The following is a 19,381-nucleotide window of genomic DNA, read 5'->3' as shown; positions in this document are numbered from 1 at the left end:
CCCGGCGGCAGGCCCCCGTCTTGAACATCCTTGCGCGGCTGTCAGACCCACCGCGTAGCGTTCAAAAGGTGCTCACAGCTGCTTCTGTCGCCACACGTCCCGATTTCGGTATCAGCTCGGTGGACTGCGCTTCCGACCACGCTCGCTGGTCGGCACCCGAAGTCCGCAGCGACTACCGCGTGGTGCTGGTGCGCCGGGGCCGGTTCCGCAGAATGGCCTCCGGGGTGCCCGCCGATCTTGACGCGACCCTGGCCTATGTGGGCGCCCCGGGCGAGGAGGAGTGCTTCGCCCACCCCGCCGGCGGCGACGTCTGCACGGCGATCAGCGTGACACCGAAGCTGTGGCGCTCTCTGGCCGGCGACACCGCGGGGCAGGCCGCGCACACGGTCTACGTCGACCCGCGCCTGGATCTGGCCCACCGCCGCCTCCTCGCCGCCGCCGAGTCGGGAGATGTCGACTTCGCGCTCTCCGAGGAACTGCTGGCTCTCCTGTCGACGGCCATCGGCCGGATCACCACCGGACCGACCCCGATCGCCGGAGCACGCGCCCGACACGACCAGGACCTCGTGGCATCGGCCCGCCAGGCGATCGCGGAAGGAGACCCCGCCTCGGACACGCTGTTCTCCCTGGCCGGCTTGCTCGGTGTCTCGCCCTACCGGCTGAGCCGGGCGTTCCCGCGCGAACTCGGCGTATCGGTGACGCGCTACCGCCACCGCGTCCGCATCGGCACAGCCCTCGACCGCCTGGAGTCCGGTGAACGGAGCCTCGGCACCCTCGCCGCCGACCTCGGCTACGCCGACCAGGCTCATCTGACCCGGACCATGCGCCAGTACCTGGGCCACACGCCGACGGCAGTGCGCCGGCTCCTGGCGTCCGCACCCTGACCGCGCCCGCGATTAGGTGCGGCGTGCTACACAGGAAGTAATCAAAGGGGCACTTTGCACCAACTCAATCTCGGAATCATGGCGCAGTCACGCAAGGAAAACGAGCACCGACTGCCGATCCATCCCGCGCATTTCGAGCGGATCGATGTCGACCTCCGTGGACGCATCCACCTTGAGCAGGGCTATGGCGAGCACTTCGGGGTCTCCGACGATCAGCTGGCCCCCCTCGTCGCAGGGTTGCTCCCCCGGGCGGAGCTCATCGAGCAGTGTGATGTCATCCTGCTGGCCAAGCCGGTACTGGAGGATGTCGCCGAACTGCGTGAGGGGCAGGTCCTGTGGGGCTGGCCGCACTGCGTCCAGGACGAGAAAGTGACGCAGACGGCCATCGACCGTCGGCTGACGGTCATCGCCTTCGAGGCGATGAACCACTGGACCAGTGACGGTTCGTTCAATCTGCACGTCTTCCACAAGAACAACGAGCTGGCCGGGTACTGCTCAGTGCTGCATGCCCTGCAGTTGCGGGGTTCGACCGGCGACTACGGCCGTCGGCTGAGCGCGGTCGTGATCGGCTTCGGCGCGACGGCCCGCGGGGCCGTGACAGCACTGAACTCGCTCGGCGTGCACAACGTCGACGTGCTCACCGCGCGTGGTGTCACCGCAGTCAGCTCACCGATCCACTCCGCGCGCATCGTGCAGTTCGATCACGACGAGGCGGACGACACCGCCGACCCGCGTCGCAGCCACGCCCTCACCGAGGACGGCCGGGTACCACTGGCGGAGTTCCTGTCCGAACACGACGTCATCGTCAACTGCGTCCTGCAGGACACCGGGGCGCCGCTGACGTTCCTGATCGACGAAGACCTCGACAGGCTGACACCGGGGACCCTGGTTGTCGACGTCTCCTGCGACGAGGGCATGGGGTTCAGCTGGGCACGGCCGACCACCTTCACGGAGCCGATGTTCACCATCGGCGACAATGTGCACTACTACGCCGTGGACCACAGCCCCTCCTACCTGTGGAACGCCGCCACCTGGGAGAACAGTGAGGCGCTGATTCCGCACCTGCGCACGGTTCTCGACGGTCCCCGCAGTTGGGACGCGGACGAGACCATCAGTCGCGCCATCGAGATCCGCGAGGGCACCATCCAGAACCCGGCGGTGCTGGCGTTCCAGCGCCGGTCCCCGCACTACCCCCACCCCAAGGTGTAGCCGCTTGTGTCCGTGACCAGGTAGCGGGCTCGACCCGCCGGCCGAATCGGTGTCGAACGTCTTGTCATGCGGGTCATATCGCATGGATCATGGCCCTCCGCGCGTTGTGGGACTTCCTTGACCGGGGCCGGACTCCAGCTGTCCGGCCCGGACGGGAGCCGAATGTGGAGGGGGCCATGTGAACGTCCTCGGTATCAACTGCGTATTCCACGAATCATCGGCCGCTCTTGTCGTGGACGGGAATGTGATCGCGGCCGCTGAGGAGGAACGTTTCAATCGCATCAAGCACGGAAAGCCGGCTCTGGTGTCGAACGCCGACACTCTGCCCAGTCGCGCGATCGCCTTCTGCCTGCGGCAAGCGGGCATCGAGCCCGAGGAGATCGACCTCGTGGCGGTGGCATTCGACCCCCAACTCCGCCATGAGACGTTTCAGGTCGACCCGCTCAGCGTCGACGGCGACTGGGGCAGTGCCCGGGGGGAGGCCCTGTTCCGCACAGGCCTGGCGCGCATACCGGAGCGGATTTCCGGCCTGCTCGGAGTCGACTGCGCAGCGATGGTTCGCTGGATTCCGCACCACGTAGCCCACGCCGCCTCCGCGTACTACCCCTGCGGCGACGACGCGGCAGCCGTTCTCGTTGTGGACGGAATCGGGGAATCGGCAACAGCGCTGTTGGGCGCCGGGAAGGGGACGCTGATCGAGCCCCTGGGAGACCTGCGCTACCCGCACTCGATCGGTTTCGTCTGGGAGAAACTCAGCGCATATCTCGGCTTCAGTCCGTACGACGCCTCGAAGGTCATGGGTCTCGCATCCTACGGCGACCCGCGCACGTATGCTTCCGCGTTCGCTGAAATCGTCGGCGAAGGTCTCGAACCGGAGATCCGCACCGACGCCTTCGAGTTTCGGCTCCCGGGATTTGCAGCCCTCGAACAGCACTTCGGCCCGCGTCGCCTGCCCGGTGAACCGCTCGACCAGCGTCATATCGACGTGGCCGCCGCACTGCAGAGCTGGAACAACCGGACGATTCTCGGGCTCGCTGAACGGATGCACCGACTCCACCCGGCGGAGACGCTGTGCTTTTCCGGCGGCGTGGCGTTGAACTGCACGACCAACTGGTTACTCAAGGAAGAGGGCCCGTTCTCGCGGGTGTTCATACCTTCCGCGCCTCATGACGGCGGGACAGCCATCGGTGCGGCGTTCGCGGCGTTCCATGCGTCTGGTGGGTCGTTTCCCAAGTCATCGAGTACTTCCTGTGAATACACCGGTCCGGAGTACAGTGACGAACAGATTCTTGCGGCTTTCGCCCAGGCAGGTGTCACCTCGCACCGCAGCCCTGATATCGCCCGCGAGGTGGCCAGGAGGATCGCCGGCGGCGAGGTGGTCGGCTGGTTCCAGGGCCGGATGGAACTCGGCCCCCGGGCGTTGGGCAACCGGTCACTGCTGGCTGATCCGCGTGATCCCGGCATCCGGGACATGTTGAACGACAAGGTCAAACACCGGGAGGCGTTCCGGCCCTTCGCCCCGAGCGTGCTGGCCGAGCGCGCGAGGGACTGGTTCGACCTGGGACGGGACTCGGAGAGCTTCCATTTCATGCTTTTCACCTGCCCGGTGCTCCCCGCGATGGCATCCCGGATTCCAGCCGTTGTCCACGTGGACGGCACCTCGCGGGTCCAGACCGTCTCCGCCGAGATCAACCCTCGCTACCACCGGCTCATCTCCGCGTTCGACGAACTGACGGGGGTTCCCATGGTGCTCAACACGTCGTTCAACGACAGTGAGCCGATTGTCTGCACGCCTGCCGACGCGCTGGCAACGTTCCTGGGCACTCGCATCGACGCCGTCGCCATCGGTGATCACCTGGCGACTCGTGCCTGACCGGCTGATGAATGCCCGAACCCGGACGGTCAGGAACATCCGCCGCCAGAAAGGATTCCGGTGATCCCCAACCAGGCAGACCAGGTGGAACCCGCTGCGCCGGTGCGGGATCCGGGGCCGTTGCGCTTCTCGCTCACCCCGCAGGAGGTGGGCCAGGTTCGGGACGCCGTTACCGGTCTGGCCGGCGAGGTCGCTTCCCTCGCCCCGGAACAGACCACTGAGGTGTTCCAGGCCGTCCCGGCTGCTGCCCGCCGGCTGCCGGAGCGACTGCTCGGCTTCCTGGACGCGTTCCGTCGTGAGGAGCCCGCCGGCGGCTTCGTGCTGAGCGGCTGGATGGTGGACGACGCCGGCCTGGGGCGAACGCCCACCCACTGGCGGAGGCGCCCCGGGGCGGAGGACGGGACGCTGGCCCACGAGCTCTACCTGGTACTGGTGGCGTCGGTCCTGGGAGACGTCTTCTCGTGGAGCACTGTGCAGGACGGCAGGCTCGTGCAGGACCTCCTGCCCGTGCGCGGGGAGGAGTTGGACAAGAGCGCCGGCAGCAGCGCCAGCATCCTTGATCTTCACAACGAGGACGCGTTCTCCCCCCTGCGCTGCGACTACCTGGGCCTGCTCTGCCTGCGCAACGACGACCGGGTTCCGACGGCGTACGCACCGGTCGACCGGGTCGAACTCACCAGTGAGCAACGACGGTTACTCGCCGAGCCACGGTACGTTCTGACCCCGGACGAGGAGCACGTGCGGCGTGCCGCCGAGCGCGGCGAGCGCCCCCCTGTGCCACCGCGCACCGGAGTGCTGTTCGGCGACCCGTCCGCGCCCTACCTGGTCTTCGACGAGTACTTCATCGAGACCGATCCCGAGGACGAGGAGGCACGCGCGGCCCTGGCCGCCCTCACCGGGCAACTGCAACGCCACCGCAGCGAGATCCCGCTCGCCCCCGGTGAGCTCCTCATGGTTGACAACTACCGTGCTGTGCACGGACGTCGCCCGTTCCAGGCTCGCTACGACGGAAGAGACCGCTGGCTGAAGCGGATCAGTGTGACGCGGGATCTCCGCAGGTCCCGGGCCGCCCGGGCGGCCGTGGGATCGCCGGTGGTGATCACGGGACTCGCAGCTCTGGCCTGAGCCGAGCACGGGGTTGCCTCCAACACGCTGTCCAAGGGATGCGAGGGGAGGCGAGTCAGGCCGGCGCCTTGACGGCCGAGCCCTGCCGGTCCTGCTCCCGTACGACGGGGCGGCGCCGGGTCGGCATGCCGAGCATCGGGTTGGCGACGCCCCAGGCCGCGGCTTTGCAGACCAGCTCCTTGTAGACGGCGGCGATCCGCCCGGTCAGGGCCGCCCGGACCGCGCGGTCGTCGGCGGTGACGTACTGGATCAGGCCTTCCTTGCGTCCCAGCGAGATGCACTGGTTGAAGTAGCGCAGCGGCACGTTCGGAATCTTCCCGCCGGTCAGGCGTGCCGCGATGGCGTCGGCGGCCTGCCACGCGGTGGGGATGCCCGAGGCGCACGACATCCGCAGCGGCATGCCGCCGGGGCCGGTCACCATGGCCGCGTCGCCGACGGCGTACACGTCCGGGTGCGATACCGAGCGCATGGTTCCGTCGACCACGATCTGGCCCGTGCCGGTGATCTCCAGGGCGGTGTCCTTCGTGAGCGAGTGGACCGCGAAGCCGGTGGTCCACACGGTCACCGCGGCCGGGATGGTCCTGCCGTCGGCGGTGGCCACGTGGTCGGCCTGAACACCGGTGACGGCGGCGTGCTCGTGCACGGTGACATCGAGCTTGCCGAGGACCTTCCGCAGGTGCCGGCGGGCGCTGGGTGAGAGCCAGTCGCCGAGGCCGCCGCGGGCGGCGAGGGCGACCCCGAGGTCCGGGCGGGCCTCGGCGATCTCGGTCGCGGCCTCAAGGCCGGTGAGGCCGCCACCGACGACGAGCACGGGCTGTCCAGCGTCCAGGCGGGCCAGGCGTTCGCGCAGCCGGAGCGCTCCGGGGCGGCCGGCGATCTCGTGCGCGTGCTCGGCGGTGCCGGGCACGCCCTGGTTGTTCCAGCCGCTGCCGAGGGCGTACACGAGCGTGTCGTACTCCAGCTCCGCGGTGCCGTCCGCGTCGACGACGGCGACGGTCCTGCGGTCGACGTCGATGCCGGTGACCTTCGCGAGCCTCAGATCGACGCCGGTGGCCGCGAACATCTCCCTGAAGGGACGGGACTTGAGGTCCTGGCCGACCGCGAGCTGGTGCATCCGGACGCGCTCGACGAAGTCGGGCTCGGCGTTGACGAGGGTGATGGCGGCATCCTGGCGCCGCAGCCGCCGGGCGAGTCTCCCGGCGGCGACGGCTCCGGTGTATCCGGCTCCGAGGACGATGATGCGGTGCTCCATGGCTTTGCTCCTGTCTCGCGCGGGGTTCGCCTCTTGAACCGGGCGGCCCGCTGTTTCCTGACAGGAGCGCTCTGTGATCCACCTCACGTCAGGGTCAGAAGGCGACGAGCAGGGGTTCCCCATGGCTGACGGCCGCCCACAGCTCGGTCGCGCGGTCGAGCTTGTCGGGGTTGACCTGGGTACGGAACGCGGCGATGCCCCCGGCGGTTACCTCCAGGCACATGACGCCGAAGACCCGGCCGTCGACGACCACCACCACGGCGGGTCCGCCGTTGGCGGTCGTGACATAGACCTCGGGAGAGCCGCCGACGATGGCGCGCTTGGCCTTGTTGGGCTTGAACAGGCCCCGCATGAACGTCGCCACGGCGAGTGCGCCCTCGAACGCCTTGGCACGGGCGGGGACCTTGCCGCCGCCGTCGCCGATCGCGATGGCGTCCTCGGTGAGCAGCCGCAGGAGCGGTTCGGTCCGGCCGCTGGTGGCGGCCATGAGGAACTCCTCCACGATCCGCCGGGCGGCGGCCTCGTCGATCGCGGCGCGGGTCCTGCCGTCCGCGATGTGCTTCTTGGCGCGGTGGAAGATCTGCTGGCTGGCGGCCTCGGTGATGTCGAGGATCGCGGCGATCTCCCGGTGCGGGTAGTCGAAGGCCTCCCGCAGCACGTACACCGCTCGTTCGTTGGGGGAGAGCCGCTCCATGAGCGTAAGGACCGCGTACGAGACCGATTCGCGCTGCTCGGCGGTGTCGGCCGGGCCGAGCATCGGATCCCCGGTGAGCAGTGGCTCGGGGAGCCACTGGCCCACATAGGTCTCGCGCCGCGCGCGGGCCGAACTGAGCTGGTTGAGGCACAGGTTGGTGAGGACCCTCGTCAGCCAGGCCTCGGGGACCTCGACGCGCCCGACGTCGGTGGACTGCCAGCGCAGGAACGCCTCCTGCACGGCGTCCTCGGCGTCACTCGCGGAGCCGAGGAGGCGGTAGGCGATGGCCTCCAGGCGGGGCCTGAAGGCCTCGAACCGGTCCACATCGTTCACGGTCAAGGGCATGGCCCTGATCCTAGGCGGACTGTGTCCTGGGGTGGGCGCCAACGGGGATCGCCACATGTGAAGGGTTGCCCCCGACATGCCTCCCAGCCGTTCGACCGGCCGTGGCCGTATTCGCCCGGCCGTGGCCGTAGGGGTCCTGGCAGGAGTTCAGCCCCGGAACGTACGTCGGTACAGGCCGGGCGAGACGCCGATCGTGGTGTTCAGGTGCTGCCGCAGGGAGGCGCCGGTGCCGAAGCCGACCCGTTCGGCGATTCGGTTGACGGGCAGGTCGCTGCTCTCCAGCAGGTGCCGGGCCAGGTCGACGCGCTGTTGGGTGAGCCACTGCCCGGGGCTCAGCCCGACCTCGGCCCGGAAGCGGCGGGTGAACGTGCGCCGGCTCATACCTGCGTGGTCGGCCAGGTCGGCGAGTTGGAGCGGTTCGTGGAGCCGGTCGAGTGCCCAGGCGCGGGTCCGGGACGTCCCGGCGTCCGAGCTGTGCGGCACCGGCCGTTCGACGTACTGGGCCTGCCCGCCCTCGCGCTGCGGGGGGACGACGCATCTGCGGGCGACATGGTTGGCGACGACGCTGCCGTGGTCGGAGCGGATCAGGTGCAGGATCAGGTCGATGCCGGCCGCCGCTCCGGCCGAGGTGAGCACTCGGCCGGAGTCCACGAACAGGACGTCGGGGGCGAGTTCGACCTCTGGGAACAGCCGCCGGAAGCGGTCGCTGTGGTGCCAGTGGGTGGCGGCGGCCCGGCCGTCGAGCAGCCCGGCGGCTGCGAGGAGGAAGGTGGCGATGCAGATTCCCGCGATCCGGGTCCCGGGCCGGATGAGGGCCAGTGCCTCGGCCGCCCGGCGCGGCAGCGCGGCCCGGTCGACGATCTCGGCGAACTCCTCGGAGGCGGGGATCACCACGGTGTCGGCCTCGGCCAGCACGGTGCTGTCGTGCTCGACGGTGATCGCGAAGTCGGCGGCGGTCCGGACCGGTTTCCCGTCCGGCGAGCAGGTGACCACCTCGTAGAGCGGTCGGCCGTCGGGGTCCGTCGCCACCCCGAAGAGCCTGGAGGCGAGGCTCAGCTCGAAGGGGATGACCCCGTCCAGGGCCAGGACGACGACACGATGCACGGCACCACGCATGGCCCGATCATTGCACATCATGACCTTCGGGCCGCTATCCCCGCAGGTCGGCGTCGAGCCATCCTTTCCGCATGACCACGATGAAGGCAATCACCCAGAACACCTACGGCGGCACCGACGTCCTCTCGGAGGTCGAGCTCGACCTCCCGGCGCCCGGCCCCTCCGAGGTGCTGGTGCGCGTCCACGCGGCGGGCATGAACCCGACCGACTGGAAGCACCGCCAGTTCGCCGGCCTCCTCGGCCGCCTGCCCCTGGTGCTCGGCTGGGACGTCTCCGGCGTCGTCGAGGCCGTCGGCTTCGGCGTGACGATCCACCAGGTCGGCGACGAGGTGTTCGGCATGCTGCCCTACCCGCACGGCGTCGGCTCGTTCGCCGAGTACGTGGTCGCCCCCGCCCGCGCACTGGTCCGCAAGCCGTCGACCGTCGACCACGTCCAGGCGGGCGCGATCCCGCTGGCCGCGCTGACCGCCTGGCAGGCCCTGGTCGACGCGGCAGACGTCCAGCCCGGCCAGCGGGTCCTGATCCACGCGGCCGCGGGCGGCGTCGGCCACCTCGCCGTGCAGATCGCCAAGACGCTCGGCGCGTACGTGATCGGTACCGCCAGCTCCCCGAAGCACGCGCTGCTGCGCGAGTTGGGCGCCGACGAGTTGATCGACTACCGCAGCGAGGACTTCACCGCGATCGCCCCGGTCGACGTCGTCCTCGACGCCGTCGGCGGCGACACGGCGATCCGCTCCCTCGCCGCCCTGAAGCCGGGCGGCCGGCTGGTCACCATCGCCCTCAGCTCGATGCCCGTCGAGCTCACCGAGCAGGCCGCCGCCCACGGCGTCGGCCTCCACCCGCTGCTCGTGGAGGCCGATCAGGCCGGCATGCTGGCCATCGCCGAACTGGTCACCACCGGACAGCTACGCGCCGTCATCGAGGCGACGTTCCCCCTGAGCCAGGCAGCCAAGGGCCATGAACTGGGCGACACCGGCCGCGTCACCGGCAAGGTCGTCCTCACCGTCCCTGAATAGCGCGCACCCACCCGAAGGTGGGCTCGGCCGCATGGAGCCACTGGAGCTGGAGTACGAGAGCCTGCACCCGCAGGTGAAAGGGCCGGGCGACGGCCTGAGGACGGGCCGCGCCCTTGAAGGCCATGTCCGACCGGGGCCACAGCAGGCGAAGCCCCGTGGCTGCACGGCCTTCTCGCCGAGTGGCGACGCGGTGCCGACGGGCGATGGAGCGGGGTGGGGTCGGTGGCGTCCTGGCCTGTGGCTGAGCGGGCTGATCGCTGCTGTTCGGACGGCACTGAAAGGGGCCGCAACCACGCATGCGTGCTGCGTTCGACCAGGCGCCGTCTGCCGCGCATGCTCCCAGGGGCCGCCCCGACCAGGAGCTCGAACGGGCCGTCAGGAAGGCCGCCGCAGGAGGCCCTGAGCTCTGGAGCAGGCTGGCGGTGACGTAGCTGAGCGTCCAGAGCTGCGCTGGACGGGCCGGGGCCTGTCCAGCGCAGCACAGGCAGACGGGGACTACTTGGTGACGTGGTAGTACTGCCAGGTGAACTTGGCGGCGCTGTTCTTCGAGTCACCCTGGTAGGCGATGCCGACGCGGGCGGTGTAGCCCGCCTTCAGGCCGTGGAAGAAGATGTCGAAGGTGCTGTTCTGGTGCAGCTTGAAGGTTGCCACGGCAGGCTGGCCGACATTGACCCAGGCGCCGTGGTACCAGACCTGCCAGTAGGTCTTGATGTTCTCGCCGGTCTTGTTCGGGGACACCCAGCCGACAAGGGTGGGCTGGCCCGTCGTGTTCGAACCGGGGACGTAGTGCTTGAAGTGGTAGTAGCGGACGCCGTTGACGGTCTTGTACCCGCCGGCGAACGACACGTGGACGGTGGCGGCCGGGCGAGCGGTAGCCGCAGTGGCGGCGTGCGCGGCCGGCGCGGCGGCAAGGGCCGGGGAGGCGCCGAGCGCGAGGACGCTGGCCGCAGCGGCGAGCGTGGTGCCGATGGTGGTGCGAAGCTTCATAAGAACCCCCAGAAAACCGTGCCGAAGCACGTCGCGGTCGCGGGCGGGGAAGCCCCCCGAGCCGACGCAGCCGCGATGATCGAGTGGAACGTTACGTCATCGGACCGACACCAGGGCAAGGGGGTTATCGCATGACGGAGTCGGCTGGCCGGGGATGGGGTGGAGTCGTCCGTGTTCGCGGATGGGCGGTCCAGGGGGACTGACAGGTCCTCATCGCAATGCTTAGGGCCCGGCCGGGCGACGCTCCGGAGGGATGGCGCCGGTGGGCGGACGAGGCGTTCCATCCAGCACAACCCTGGCGGCAGTTGCTGGGGGCGGCGGTTCGCTCCGCGGCCGGTGCGTCGGGAGTGGGCGATGACCACAGCTACCGGCGTCCGTCCCGCCGATCGGCCGCTGTCCCCGGAGTGCTGTTGCCGAGCCTGCGCCGTATGCCGCCCCGGGTCTGCGTCGTGATCGACACCTCGGGGTCGGTGAGCGATGCCGAGTTGGGCAGCGCGCTGCTGGAAGTGGCGGCGATCTCGCGGGCGGTGGGGCATCGGCCGGCGGCCGCTCCGGCGGTGCCGCGCCCGCCGCGCCCCACGTCGGCGCACATCCTGCCGCTGGAAAGGCCCGCACCTGGACACGCCCGCCCCTGGGTGAACAGCGCAACCCGCCATCGCACCCCTGCGGAGCTTCGATGGGCCGGTGCCGACACGTGGCGCGATCCCGGGCGTTGGTGCACCGACGTATGGAGGGTGCTGGGACAATCTCGACCGTGACCGACGAGACAGCCGTCCCAGGTGCCGCGGAGTCCGTTCGGCCGCTGGAACTCTTCTTCGACCTGGTCTTCGTCTTCACGATCACCCAGGTCGCCTCGATCCTGACCACCGCGCCCACCCTGCTCAGCCTGGGGCGGGTCGCCGTGCTTCTCGTGATCATCTGGTGGATGTACTCCGGCTACGCCTGGCTGACCAACGCCCTGGACCTGGACCAAACCGGCCCCCGTCTGCTCCTGCTGACCGGCACGGCGGGGTTCTTCCTGATGTCGATGGCCGTCCCCAAGGCGACCGGGCCCGGCCCCTGGGCGCTGATCTTCGGTGCCAGCTACCTCCTGGTCGTCACGGTCCACCTCCTCGGTTTCCTCGGCACGTCGGGGCACCGCGGGATCATGCGTATCGGTCCGCTGAACCTGGCCAGCGCCCTGGTCGTGCTGGCCGCGGGAGCCGTGCCACCGCACACGCGGTTGTGGCTCTGGGCGCTGGCCGCCGCGATGGAGGGGCTGACGCCACTGGTCGCCGGAGCCGGCGAGTTCGCGGTCGGAGCCGGGCACTTCGTCGAGCGTCACGGACTTGCAGTGATCATCGTGCTCGGCGAGTCGATCACCGAGGTCGGTGCCGCGACCTCACGAGAGAACCACGTGACCACTTCCATCGTGGGCGCGCTCCTGGCGCTGGTGCTCAGTGCCGAGATGTGGTGGCTCTACTTCGGCCGTGAGGAACGCGACAGCGAAGCACGACTGGAACGGGTCCCGGCCGATCGCCGACCGCGCGTTGCCGTCTATTCCTTCGGCTACGCCTACTACGTGATCATCCTCGGCATCGCGGTCGCGGCGGTCGGGATGGAGAAGGCCATCGACGAGTTCCACCAACCCTCCCACCATCTCCCCGGCTTGCTCCTGCCGCTCGGCATCTCCCTCTACTTGCTCGGCCTCGCCTGCTTCCACCGCACGCTCGCGGGCGACTGGCCCCTGGCCCGACTCGTGGCCGCGCTCGCTGCCACCGCACTCGTCGCGCCAGCCGCGCTCTGGAGCAGCGGCGCCACCGCACTCACGACTGCAGCCCTGGTCCTGCTCGCACTGATCGTGTGGGAGAGCCACCAGGCTCCCAGCTCTGCGTCCGGCGAGTAGGCACTCTCCGCGCCAGTCATCCGCGTCCCAGCCGCCCACCTCGGCGGCGATGGCCTGGCGGAGCCGGCGGGACGGTGCGATCATCCACTGATCGTTCCCGGTCCACGATGGCGGCCGGACCCGGACCGGACAGGGGAGTGGGACGTGCCCAGCACCGAACTGAGCCGCAGCTACGACATCGCGGCGACGCCCGCCGCTGTGTTTGCCCATCTGGCGGATCCCGAGAACTACATCGGGCTCTCCCCACTGCTCGTGGACGTGCGGGACGTGCGGTGCGAGGGCGGGGTTACGCACTATGTGGCCGTCGAGCGCTTCCGGTTCTTCGGGCTGGTCCGGCACGACAACGTCATCCAGGTCAGCCTGTGCACCGAGGACGCCCGACTGCCGGATGAGGCGACGGTCAGCGGCGAGGTGGTCAGTCCTGGTGGTGTGCGGATGGACTACCGGTTCGCCCTCACCGCCCGGGGCGACGGCGGCTCCCTGGTGGTCGACAGACTGCGGCTGCACGCGCCGTTCGGCCTCCTGCGCTATGCGGCCGGTAAGGCCGGAGCAGTGCAGGCCGAGCGCGGCCGAGTATTGGCCCGGCGGCTCGCCGGCGGCCACTGAGGCGGACGGACCTACGGTCCTCACCTGCGGCGAAACGGCTCGCCGGGTCTGGTGCGCCGACCGCGAATCCACCCTCGCCCCGCGCGGGGTCCGGTACGCCGCGGCGGCCTGATCCGCGTGGTGCACGATCCGCCCGTGATCCTCCAAAAAATCTTCCGGGAGGGCGACGGTTTTTCCGCCCGCCGCTGGTCTGGATAGGTACCGAATCCGACCAGCACTGTGGAGTCTCCGATGTCAGATCCCGTTCAGACCGCCGTGGTCACCGGTGCCAGCCGTGGCTTCGGGCGCGCGATTGCCGCCGCGCTCGTCGCCCGGGGAACCCGCGTCATCGGTATCGCCCGCGACGGGCAGGAGCTGCGCGCCGTACGCGACGAACTCGGCGAGGGCTTCACGCCCGTCGCCGCCGACGCCACCGACGAAGCGCTCGCCGCGGACCTGCTCCGCACGCACCGCCCGGGCCTGCTCGTCCTCAACGCCGGGGCCACGCCGCACATGGCGCCCGTGCAGGAGCAGACCTGGGAGACCTTCAGCCGCAACTGGGAGGCCGACACCCGGCACGTGTTCACCTGGACCGGGGCGGCGCTGCGGGAGCCGCTGGCGCCGGGCAGCCTGGTCCTGTCGATGTCCAGCGGGGCCGCTCTGGGCGGCTCCCCGCTCAGCGGCGGGTACGCCAGCGCCAAGGCCGCCGTCCGCTACCTGCGCCAGTACGGTGCCGAGGAGTCCGAGCGGGCCGGGTTGGGAATCCGGTTCGTCACGGTGCTGCCGGACATGACCCCGGTCGGCGGGGTGGGCGAGGTCGGGGTCACGGGCTACGCCGCGCGGGTGGGTGTCGATCGGGAGACGTTCCTTGAGGGACGGCAGCCGATCCTCACCCTGGAGCAGGTCGGCAAGGCCGTCGTGGAACTCGCCGGGAACCCGGACAGCGGCCCGGAGTACCGGCTCGGCGGCGCCGGTCTGAACCCGATCGGCTGAGTCCACCGCCCGACCACCGTGTCCACCGCCGCCTACAGTCGACCCGCCTCCAGTTGACCCGCCGCACCCCCCGAAGGAGCCGCGATGCCGTCGAAGGCCGAGTTCACCACCCTGGCAGAGCCGTTCCGGCCGGAACTGCTCGCGCACTGCTACCGAATCCTCGGCTCGATCCACGACGCCGAGGACCTGGTCCAGGAAACCTACCTGCGGGCGTGGCGTGCGTTCGACGGCTTCGAGGGCCGCTCCTCGGTACGGCGATGGCTGTACAAGATCGCCACCATGGCCTGCCTGACGGCGCTGGAGACGCGGTCCCGACGGCCACTGCCGTCGGGGCTGGGCGCGCCCTCGGACGACCACCGGGTCGCGGTGGCTCCCCGCGAGCCGACGACGGCGTGGCTCCAGCCGGCGCCGGACTCCCGGTTCGGCGCCGACGACCCGGCGTCGGTCGTGGCTGCGCGGACGGGCGTGCGCCTCGCCTTCATCGCCGCACTCCAGTATCTGTCGGCCCGCCAGCGCGCCGTGCTGACCCTGCGCGACGTGCTCGGGTTCCGGACAGCCGAGGTCGCCGAGATGCTGGACACGACCACCGCGGCGGTGGACAGCGCGCTCCGCCGCGCCCGGGCCCGCCTGGCCGACGCCGGACCGGTCGCGGACGACCTGGCCGAGCCCGACGAGGCGATCCGGCGGCGCCTCCTCGACGACTACGTCGACGCCTTCACCCGCGCCGACCCCGCTGCGCTGGTCGATCTGCTGCGGGCCGACGTCGAGCTGGAGATGCCGCCGACCCCGACCTGGTTCACCGGCCGCCGGGCCGTCCTCGGCTTCCTGTCCGCCCGCGTCCTGCGAGTGGATCTGTGGCGGATGACACCCACCCGCGCCAACGGTCAGCCGGCCTTCGTCGTCCACAACCACGCGGGCGCCGGCCGGTACGAGCCCTACGGCATCCAGGTCCTGACCCTGCATGGAGACCGCATCGCCCGGATCACCGCCTTCAACGACCCGACCCTGGTACCGGCCTTCGCACCCGACCACGGCAACCGCGCCCCGCGAGCCCGCTGAGCCCACGGACGCGCGCGCCTCCGGGCTTGCAGGACTCGGGGGCCCGCTGTCCGTTCCGTTCCCGGCTGCATTCACCGAACGACGAAGGCCCCGACCGCTGGGCGGCCGGGGCCTTCGGTACAGCTGGCGGAGGATACGAGATTCGAACTCGTGAGGGTGGCTTGCCACAGGGGCGCACAACGGCGCGATCGCACGGGAGTTCCAGGCCGACTTCGGTTTCAGCCGCCGGGAGCTCTGTTCGGGCCAGTTCTGCAGAATCGTGGTTCCTTGACCGCCCGCCGGGACGATTCTGTTGGTGCTGCCCCAAGTGGCAGCGCGGACCTGGCAGATGACACGCCCGGCCGAGATGCCGCTTGAAGAGTTCGTAGTGAAACCGCTGCCACCGCACTGACCCAGCACCTGCCAGCACCGAGCCTCAACTGCGCGTCTTCTGCCCGCATTGCGTGAAGCGCCGAAGTAGGGAGTCCTGACCGTGCCGTCCTTGCTGAACTACGCCATCCTCACCGATCCGACTTCGCTCCAGGCGTCGCAGCCCGGGGCACCGTCCGTGGGAACGGTGTACGTGATCGTCTCCAACACTCACCAGTCCGAGGTGCGGTGGGATTTCATCGATGTGGAGATACCGGTCGGCGGCGGACCCGACGACCTGACGGACAACCCCACCGCGATCAGCGCGAGCATCGAAAAGGACTACACGGTCAACCGGGAGCCGGAGCCGACCTTCGAATGGGACAGTACGCTCGGCCGTTTCCGGGTGCATGACCCCTCCGGGGGGAGGCTGACCCTGCCCGACGAGGAATCGCTGGTCCTGAAACTGGAGAACATACCGGTCTCCGACGTGGCGGGGCTGGTCCGCCTGAAGATCCACGAGCGCTCCGGCGGCGGCGACGGCAACCTCCCCATTCGGCGGGCGAACTTCACCACCACTCTCGGGCTGGTGAAGCAGGCTCCGAAGATCCCACGCAACTTCCGCCCGGACAAGAACTCCCTGGTGGACGTGGACGCGAGCGGGAACGTCGTGCTGGCATGGGAGGGGCCGGACAACCTCGACTACTGGATCCGTGATCCGCAGGGGAACGAGGTGCTCGTCCAGTCGGCGGCCCAGGGACCGCAGGTGACCCAGCAGCCCTACACCTGGTCACCCCCCTCCGCACCGAGGCGGGGCACCACCTACACCCTCATCGCCGGGACGACCAACGCCGCGCAGCAGCACCAGGGGTACTTCCTCACCACCACGGTCCACGCCCTCGTCCCCGAGTTCGACAGCGGGACGCGATCCCCGTGGGTCGAGCAGGCGCCGAGCGGGAGCCGTGTCACCTTCTCCGCGGCCGGGGTGGAGATCCACAACGGAACCGGCGCCCTGGGAGCCGTCCTGGCCGACAGGGTCGACGCGGAGCGTGTGAACGCCAGGACGGTGCACGGCAACAACTCCAGCGACGGATGGATCGACTTCCCGTCATCAGGAGTGGAGATCCATCGGGGCGGCTCGACGCAGTTGGGCACCCTCTCGGCCGACACGGCCGAGGTGGACCGCGTGAACACCGGGTCAGTGCACGGCCGCAACTCCAGCGACGGATGGATCGACTTCCCGCAAGCCGGAGTTGACGTGCACAGGGAGGGGAGGCAGGACCGGGGGACCGTCTCGGCCGACAGGGCTGACGTGAACGGTGTGAAGACCGCATGGGTGCAGGGGCCGGGTGACAGTGACGGGTGGATCGAGTTCCCGCAGTCCGGGCTGAACGTGTTCCATGGCCAGGGAAGGGCCTGGGGGACCGTCTGGGCCGACAGGGCCGACCTGAACGGTGTGACCACACACTGGGCAGAGGGGCCGGACGGGAAGAAGAGCCGCATCGCCTTCACCGAAACGGGCGTGAAGATCACCGACCCCGAGAAGAAGAGGGGCACTGTGGTCGCCGGCGAGACCAACGTTCGCAGCGTGGTCACCCCCTGGGTGTCGGGGCCCCAGGCTGGAGCGGGATGGATCTCCTTCCCGAACGAGGGGGTGGACGTGCACCGGGATGGAGAGGTTTCCTTCGGAAGGATTCGCTATGCCTCGTACAAGGAATCGCAGACGGTGAACGAACGCCCCGTGCACCGCAGGCTGCCCCCTTACGAGTGGCCGCCGCGCTCCGGGGACTGAGGCGGTCTCGCAACTCGGCCGACAGCGTGGGGCAGACATCCCCGGTCACCTGCCCGCTCAGCCAGGTCCTTCTTTCGGATCACAGATCTGATGCTGAGGTCCGTGGCCAGGCAGGCCGGAGAGACGCTTCGGGGCGCGGCAGAGGACGGGCGGGAGCCCGCCGCACCCGGGTCGAGGAGGGGCCGGAAACGCCGACTGAGCCGAAAGCTGAGACGGAAATGCAGAGGGCCCGCGCCACCGAAGTGGTGCGGGCCCTCTGACCTGCAGAGTCCTGGCCTGCTGGTTATTGACTGGATTCGTGCTTCATGGACCCCGCGGACGGGGGTGAATGCAGCCCGACCTGCAACCCTCGTCGTCATGCCTTGCGCCACTCCCTTCGCCGGGCGGCGTGGCCTGTTCAGGTGACTTCGGTGCAGGTAACCCGGCTGGGCCGACAGCCCCGCCACCTTGCATGAACTCGCAGTGGCGGTAACGGGACTGTCGTCAGGGGCTGAGTTGGGTCGGGCCCACCGGGGTGACCTGGCTGCGGTGTTGCGCGACGATCTGCTCGGCAAGTTCCCGCGCGGATCCGGCCGGGTTGGTGTTGGGACGGGTGGCTCCGGCCGCCATGACTCCGTCGATGAGCAGCAGGAGCTGGTCGGCGGCATGTGCCGGTTGGGGATGGCCGAGCCGGACCAGTTCACTGGCCAGGAGTTGGCTCACTCGTTCGCGGTAGCGGCGGGTAACGGCGTGTCCCGGATGATCGGGGTCAGTCAGGGCCAGGTCGGCGGCGAGATAGCGGCAGCCCCGGAAGTCGGCTGGGTGATGACGGTGGCGAGCTTGTCGAAGACGGCCAGCAGGCGTTCAGCCGGATCGTCGCCTGCCGCGCGCATGGTCTGCTCGTCGGTCGATCGGGCAGCGCCGCGGCCGCTGCGCTCCGTCTCCCGGAGCGGGATCGACCACTGTCCCCCTGGGTCTGGCACCAGCCGCACGACGCCTCGGTGGGGCTCCTCGGCGGTGCATTGGCTGGCTCGGCCCACTTGGCGAGCGCAGTCGACAGGCACGGCATGCACGAACGGGCTTCGCAAGCGAGCAGAAGCTCGCCGGTCAGCTCAGCCGGGCGATCTTCCTACTTCTTTGATAATCTTGGCCCATGAGTGAGGCGCACTACAGCATCGGCGAAGGGCCGGCGACGAGGGTGAGTCTGTCGATCCCGGAGGGGACGGCTGAGGCGATCCGGCGGCGCGTGGGCAAGCGTGAGTTCTCGGCGTTCATCACCGGAGCCGTGGAGCGTGAGTTGCGCGGACAGATGCTGGACGAGTATCTGGCGGACTATGAGCGTCGAAATGGGCCAATCTCCGAGCCCGAGCAGGAGCGTGCGCGGCAGATTTTCGACGAGGTCTTCGTCGAGGAGGGTGGATGGCCCGCCGCAAGCTGACCCATGAGGGCACGCTGGTGCTGGACTGCGAGGGCCTCTCGAAACTGGTCAACGACCACGAGCCCGCCGTCGCTCTGGTCGCGGAGGCCCGGAAGCGTGGCATGGAGGTCGTGATCAGTGCGCTCACGATCATCGAAGCCGCGCACAGCCGCACCGACAGGGCGCGTCTTGCCTGGGTAATGTCGGGGCTGCGCATCGTCCACATCGGCGACGAGGAAGCCAAGGCGGCCTCGGCATTGCTGATCAGTGCCGGGCTGCACGGCCACAAGTACGCGATTGACGCTGCGGTCGCCGGGATGGCGCTCCGTCAGCAGCGCCCCGTCGTCATGCTCACCTCGGACGTCGACGACATGACCAGGCTCTGCGGTGGCCGCGTACGCCTCGTTCCGGTGTAGGTCAGGGCCGGCGGATGCGCTGTTGAGACTACGAATACAGAGGGCCCGCACCGTTGAACGGTGCGGGCCCTCTGACCTGCGGAGGATACGAGATTCGAACTCGTGAGGGGTTGCCCCCAACCCGCTTTCCAACTGTTCGTCCGGGCGTCCGGGCGGGTTCGGCTACGTCCCGACCTGCGGTGGAGCGCCTCGCGGGTCCTCCTCCGGACCCCGCTGAGCGCGGGTGAATGCAACTGAAACTGCAACTGGACGAGGGCTCGACGACTCCATCTGACCTTTGGCGTCATTGGACCTGTCGGCCGATCCGGCAGGGGTGTAGCTCGAATGCGGTGAGATCGCTGACCTTGTCCTCTTGCTGATAGGCGGTCAGCTGCTGGATCGTCGTTGTTGGGCGGGCGGCGACGGT

Annotated in this window: 17 protein-coding genes and 1 pseudogene; 13 read left to right on the top strand and 5 right to left on the bottom strand. The window is 69.5% G+C overall.

All coding sequences use genetic code 11. The annotated features are described in order from the left end of the window. Positions 1-68: 68 nt before the first annotated feature. The 4 genes from ABH925_RS18540 (at position 69) to gntD (ending at position 5,091) form a co-directional block, all read left to right on the top strand. Positions 69-884, top strand: coding sequence for a helix-turn-helix domain-containing protein (locus tag ABH925_RS18540; protein ID WP_370149261.1), 816 nt, complete (start codon positions 69-71; stop codon positions 882-884). 54 nt (positions 885-938) lie between these two features. Next, entirely contained in the window at positions 939-2,093 is a 1,155-nt protein-coding gene (locus ABH925_RS18535) for a N(5)-(carboxyethyl)ornithine synthase (RefSeq protein WP_370149260.1), read from the top strand. A gap of 178 nt (positions 2,094-2,271) precedes the next feature. After that, complete coding sequence (locus ABH925_RS18530) at positions 2,272-3,966, top strand: carbamoyltransferase (RefSeq protein ID WP_370149258.1); 1,695 nt, start codon at positions 2,272-2,274, stop codon at positions 3,964-3,966. Between the two features lie 60 nt (positions 3,967-4,026). After that, entirely contained in the window at positions 4,027-5,091 is a 1,065-nt protein-coding gene (gene gntD / locus ABH925_RS18525) for a guanitoxin biosynthesis L-enduracididine beta-hydroxylase GntD (RefSeq protein ID WP_370149257.1), read from the top strand. 55 nt (positions 5,092-5,146) lie between these two features. Here gntD and ABH925_RS18520 read toward each other — a convergent pair whose 3' ends face one another. The 3 genes from ABH925_RS18520 to ABH925_RS18510 form a co-directional block, all read right to left on the bottom strand. Further along, positions 5,147-6,343: an NAD(P)/FAD-dependent oxidoreductase gene (locus ABH925_RS18520; protein WP_370149256.1), complete on the bottom strand. Its 1,197-nt coding sequence runs from the start codon at positions 6,341-6,343 to the stop codon at positions 5,147-5,149. Positions 6,344-6,437: 94 nt separating this feature from the next. After that, positions 6,438-7,382, bottom strand: a complete 945-nt coding sequence (locus tag ABH925_RS18515) for an RNA polymerase sigma-70 factor (protein ID WP_370149254.1) — start codon at positions 7,380-7,382, stop codon at positions 6,438-6,440. A 147-nt stretch (positions 7,383-7,529) separates the two neighbouring features. Beyond that, positions 7,530-8,498, bottom strand: coding sequence for a GlxA family transcriptional regulator (locus ABH925_RS18510; protein WP_370149252.1), 969 nt, complete (start codon positions 8,496-8,498; stop codon positions 7,530-7,532). A gap of 80 nt (positions 8,499-8,578) precedes the next feature. Here ABH925_RS18510 and ABH925_RS18505 point away from each other — a divergent pair, with 80 nt between their 5' ends. Beyond that, a complete protein-coding gene (locus ABH925_RS18505; protein ID WP_370149522.1) occupies positions 8,579-9,514 on the top strand; it encodes an NADP-dependent oxidoreductase in 936 nt (311 codons plus the stop codon). Between the two features lie 495 nt (positions 9,515-10,009). Here ABH925_RS18505 and ABH925_RS18500 read toward each other — a convergent pair whose 3' ends face one another. Next, complete coding sequence (locus tag ABH925_RS18500) at positions 10,010-10,501, bottom strand: hypothetical protein (protein ID WP_370149250.1); 492 nt, start codon at positions 10,499-10,501, stop codon at positions 10,010-10,012. Between the two features lie 221 nt (positions 10,502-10,722). Here ABH925_RS18500 and ABH925_RS18495 point away from each other — a divergent pair. From ABH925_RS18495 to ABH925_RS18470, 6 genes and pseudogenes are all read left to right on the top strand, one after another. Then, positions 10,723-11,040, top strand: a pseudogene (locus ABH925_RS18495) (hypothetical protein); the annotation flags it as partial. Positions 11,041-11,255: 215 nt separating this feature from the next. Then, entirely contained in the window at positions 11,256-12,386 is a 1,131-nt protein-coding gene (locus ABH925_RS18490) for a low temperature requirement protein A (RefSeq protein WP_370149249.1), read from the top strand. Positions 12,387-12,530: 144 nt separating this feature from the next. After that, entirely contained in the window at positions 12,531-12,992 is a 462-nt protein-coding gene (locus ABH925_RS18485) for an SRPBCC family protein (RefSeq protein ID WP_370149248.1), read from the top strand. 231 nt (positions 12,993-13,223) lie between these two features. Next, complete coding sequence (locus ABH925_RS18480; protein ID WP_370149247.1) at positions 13,224-13,964, top strand: SDR family oxidoreductase; 741 nt, start codon at positions 13,224-13,226, stop codon at positions 13,962-13,964. An 84-nt stretch (positions 13,965-14,048) separates the two neighbouring features. Next, on the top strand, positions 14,049-15,023 hold the full coding sequence (locus ABH925_RS18475) for an RNA polymerase subunit sigma-70 (RefSeq protein WP_370149246.1): 975 nt from the start codon (positions 14,049-14,051) through the stop codon (positions 15,021-15,023). Between the two features lie 472 nt (positions 15,024-15,495). Beyond that, complete coding sequence (locus ABH925_RS18470) at positions 15,496-17,163, top strand: hypothetical protein (RefSeq protein WP_370149244.1); 1,668 nt, start codon at positions 15,496-15,498, stop codon at positions 17,161-17,163. Positions 17,164-17,646: 483 nt separating this feature from the next. Here the strand turns inward: ABH925_RS18470 and ABH925_RS18465 are convergent, their stop codons facing one another. Then, positions 17,647-17,865, bottom strand: coding sequence for a hypothetical protein (locus ABH925_RS18465; RefSeq protein WP_370149242.1), 219 nt, complete (start codon positions 17,863-17,865; stop codon positions 17,647-17,649). A gap of 430 nt (positions 17,866-18,295) precedes the next feature. On the opposite strand from ABH925_RS18465, the gene ABH925_RS18460 reads away from it, so the two are divergent. Together ABH925_RS18460 and ABH925_RS18455 are read left to right on the top strand one after the other, a co-directional pair. Continuing rightward, complete coding sequence (locus tag ABH925_RS18460; RefSeq protein ID WP_370149239.1) at positions 18,296-18,580, top strand: hypothetical protein; 285 nt, start codon at positions 18,296-18,298, stop codon at positions 18,578-18,580. Continuing rightward, positions 18,562-18,975, top strand: coding sequence for a DNA-binding protein (locus ABH925_RS18455; protein WP_370149237.1), 414 nt, complete (start codon positions 18,562-18,564; stop codon positions 18,973-18,975). The genes ABH925_RS18460 and ABH925_RS18455 overlap by 19 nt, the downstream gene beginning before the upstream one ends. The last annotated feature ends 406 nt before the right edge of the window (positions 18,976-19,381 follow it).

The sequence above is a fragment of the Streptacidiphilus sp. EB129 genome (genome assembly GCF_041262645.1).
GTDB lineage: Bacteria > Actinomycetota > Actinomycetes > Streptomycetales > Streptomycetaceae > Streptacidiphilus.
Note: the sequence above shows the minus strand (reverse complement) of the source record. Positions and strands in the feature narration are given on the sequence as shown.

Excerpts from the sequence above, each read along its gene's own strand:
- ABH925_RS18510 (WP_370149252.1), bottom strand. The coding sequence starts at position 8,498 with ATGCGTGGTGCCGTGCATCGTGTCGTCGTCCTGGCCCTGGACGGGGTC.
- ABH925_RS18480 (WP_370149247.1), top strand. The coding sequence starts at position 13,224 with ATGTCAGATCCCGTTCAGACCGCCGTGGTCACCGGTGCCAGCCGTGGC.
- ABH925_RS18460 (WP_370149239.1), top strand. The coding sequence starts at position 18,296 with ATGAGTGAGGCGCACTACAGCATCGGCGAAGGGCCGGCGACGAGGGTG.
- ABH925_RS18475 (WP_370149246.1), top strand. The coding sequence starts at position 14,049 with ATGCCGTCGAAGGCCGAGTTCACCACCCTGGCAGAGCCGTTCCGGCCG.
- ABH925_RS18520 (WP_370149256.1), bottom strand. The coding sequence starts at position 6,343 with ATGGAGCACCGCATCATCGTCCTCGGAGCCGGATACACCGGAGCCGTC.
- ABH925_RS18500 (WP_370149250.1), bottom strand. The coding sequence starts at position 10,501 with ATGAAGCTTCGCACCACCATCGGCACCACGCTCGCCGCTGCGGCCAGC.
- ABH925_RS18515 (WP_370149254.1), bottom strand. The coding sequence starts at position 7,382 with ATGCCCTTGACCGTGAACGATGTGGACCGGTTCGAGGCCTTCAGGCCC.
- ABH925_RS18455 (WP_370149237.1), top strand. The coding sequence starts at position 18,562 with ATGGCCCGCCGCAAGCTGACCCATGAGGGCACGCTGGTGCTGGACTGC.
- ABH925_RS18505 (WP_370149522.1), top strand. The coding sequence starts at position 8,579 with ATGAAGGCAATCACCCAGAACACCTACGGCGGCACCGACGTCCTCTCG.